This is a genomic window from Alteribacter salitolerans, assembly GCF_016901055.1.
GTDB lineage: Bacteria > Bacillota > Bacilli > Bacillales > Salisediminibacteriaceae > Alteribacter > Alteribacter keqinensis.
Genome location: NZ_JAFEUX010000022.1, coordinates 1 through 3,208 on the forward strand (window position 1 = coordinate 1; position 3,208 = coordinate 3,208).

A 3,208-nucleotide genomic window follows, 5' to 3' on the forward strand; every position below is an offset into this window, starting at 1 on the left:
CGTCCTACTCTCACAGGGGGAGAGCCCCCAACTACCATCGGCGCTGAAGAGCTTAACTTCCGTGTTCGGCATGGGAACGGGTGTGACCTCTTCGCTATCGTCACTGGACAAATCATGAAATTGAGAAAGGCATGCTCTCTCAAAACTGGATAACAGTTCGACTTCTTTATGAGTTTCGTTAGAAGACTGAAACAACATCGTTTTCTGGATAAGCCCTCGATCGATTAGTATCTCTCAGCTCCGCATGTTGCCATGCTTCCACATGAGACCTATCAACCTCATCGTCTCTGAGGGATCTTACTTACTTAACGTAATGGGAAATCTCATCTTGAGGGGGGCTTCATGCTTAGATGCTTTCAGCACTTATCCCTTCCACACGTAGCTACCCAGCTATGCTCCTGGCGGAACAACTGGTACACCAGCGGTGTGTCCATCCCGGTCCTCTCGTACTAAGGACAGCTCCTCTCAAATTTCCTGCGCCCACGACGGATAGGGACCGAACTGTCTCACGACGTTCTGAACCCAGCTCGCGTACCGCTTTAATGGGCGAACAGCCCAACCCTTGGGACCTACTTCAGCCCCAGGATGCGATGAGCCGACATCGAGGTGCCAAACCTCCCCGTCGATGTGGACTCTTGGGGGAGATAAGCCTGTTATCCCCAGGGTAGCTTTTATCCGTTGAGCGACGGCCCTTCCATGCGGTGCCGCCGGATCACTAAGCCCGACTTTCGTCCCTGCTCGACCTGTATGTCTCGCAGTCAAGCTCCCTTATGCCTTTGCACTCTGCGAATGATTTCCAACCATTCTGAGGGAACCTTTGGGCGCCTCCGTTACTTTTTAGGAGGCGACCGCCCCAGTCAAACTGCCCACCTGACACTGTCCCCGAACCGGATCACGGTCCTGGGTTAGAATGTCAGTACAGCCAGGGTAGTATCCCACCGACGCCTCCACCGAAGCTGGCGCTCCGGCTTCCAAGGCTCCTACCTATCCTGTACAAGCTGTACCAAAATCCAATATCAAGCTACAGTAAAGCTCCATGGGGTCTTTCCGTCCTGTCGCGGGTAACCTGCATCTTCACAGGTAATATAATTTCACCGGGTCTCTCGTTGAGACAGTGCCCAAATCGTTGCACCTTTCGTGCGGGTCGGAACTTACCCGACAAGGAATTTCGCTACCTTAGGACCGTTATAGTTACGGCCGCCGTTTACTGGGGCTTCAATTCAGAGCTTCTCCCGTAAGGGATAACCCCTCCTCTTAACCTTCCAGCACCGGGCAGGTGTCAGCCCCTATACATCGCCTTGCGGCTTGGCAGAGACCTGTGTTTTTGATAAACAGTCGTTTGGGCCTTTTCACTGCGGCTCTTCCAGGCATACACCCGGATGAGCACCCCTTCTCCCGAAGTTACGGGGTCATTTTGCCGAGTTCCTTAACGAGAGTTCTCCCGCGCGTCTTAGAATTCTCTTCCCGCCTACCTGTGTCGGTTTGCGGTACGGGCACCTCTCACCTCGCTAGAGGCTTTTCTTGGCAGTGTAGGATCAGGAACTTCGGTACTTAAATTTCCCTCGCCATCACAGCTCAGCCTTCGCGGCAAGCGGATTTGCCTGCTTGCCAGCCTAACTGCTTGGACGCGCATATCCAACAGCGCGCTTACCCTACCTTTCTGCGTCCCCCCATTGCTCAAACGGTGAGGAGGTGGTACAGGAATTTCAACCTGTTTGCCATCGCCTACGCCTTTCGGCCTCGGCTTAGGTCCCGACTTACCCTGAGCGGACGAGCCTTCCTCAGGAAACCTTAGGCTTTCGACGGAGGGGATTCTCACCCCTCTTTTCGCTACTCATACCGGCATTCTCACTTCCAAGCGCTCCACCAGTCCTCTCGGTCTGACTTCACGGCCCTTGGAACGCTCCCCTACCATTGTCCAAAGGACAATCCATAGCTTCGGTGATACGTTTAGCCCCGGTACATTTTCGGCGCAGAGTCACTCGACCAGTGAGCTATTACGCACTCTTTCAATGATGGCTGCTTCTAAGCCAACATCCTGGTTGTCTAAGCAACTCCACATCCTTTTCCACTTAACGTATACTTTGGGACCTTAGCTGATGGTCTGGGCTGTTTCCCTCTCGACTACGGATCTTAGCACTCGCAGTCTGACTCCCGAGGATAAGTAATTGGCATTCGGAGTTTGACTGAATTCGGTAATCCTGTAGGGACCCCTAGTCCAATCAGTGCTCTACCTCCAATACTCTCACCTCGAGGCTAGCCCTAAAGCTATTTCGGGGAGAACCAGCTATCTCCAAGTTCGATTGGCATTTCACCCCTACCCACACCTCATCCCCGCAATTTTCAACTTGCGTGGGTTCGGGCCTCCATCCAGTGTTACCTGGACTTCACCCTGGACATGGGTAGATCACCTGGTTTCGGGTCTACGACCACGTACTCATTCGCCCTGTTCAGACTCGCTTTCGCTGCGGCTCCGTCTTTTCGACTTAACCTTGCACGGGATCGTAACTCGCCGGTTCATTCTACAAAAGGCACGCTGTCACCCATTAACGGGCTCCAACTACTTGTAAGCACACGGTTTCAGGATCTGTTTCACTCCCCTTCCGGGGTGCTTTTCACCTTTCCCTCACGGTACTGGTTCACTATCGGTCACTAGGAAGTATTTAGCCTTGGGAGATGGTCCTCCCGGATTCCGACGGGGTTTCACGTGTCCCGCCGTACTCAGGATCCACTCCGGAGGGAACGAAGTTTCGGCTACAGGGCTGTTACCTTGTTTCGCGGATCTTTCCAGATCGCTTCACCTACTCCGTTCCTTTGTAACTCCAATGGAGTGTCCTACAACCCCAGAAGGCAAGCCTTCTGGTTTGGGCTGTTACCGTTTCGCTCGCCGCTACTCAGGTAATCGCATTTGCTTTCTCTTCCTCCGGGTACTAAGATGTTTCAGTTCCCCGGGTCTGCCTTTTATACCCTATGGATTCAGGTATAAATAACACGCCATTACGCGTGCTGGGTTCCCCCATTCGGAAATCTCCGGATCAAAGCTTACTTACAGCTCCCCGAAGCATATCGGTGTTCGTCCCGTCCTTCTTAGGCTCCTAGTGCCAAGGCATCCACCGTGCGCCCTTATTAGCTTAACCGTCGATGTTTCTCAGCCTTCTAAGACACTCGGTTGTTCTCTCAAACAACCGGTGAAACTCATAAAGAGTTT

Annotated in this window: 2 rRNA genes; both read right to left on the reverse strand. The window is 53.0% G+C overall.

The window, feature by feature from the left end:
* A 5S ribosomal RNA gene (gene rrf / locus JSY36_RS20240) occupies nt 1-108 on the reverse strand; the annotation flags it as partial.
* A 96-nt stretch (nt 109-204) separates the two neighbouring features.
* Nucleotides 205-3,137, reverse strand: a 23S ribosomal RNA gene (locus JSY36_RS20245).
* Nucleotides 3,138-3,208: the final 71 nt, after the last annotated feature.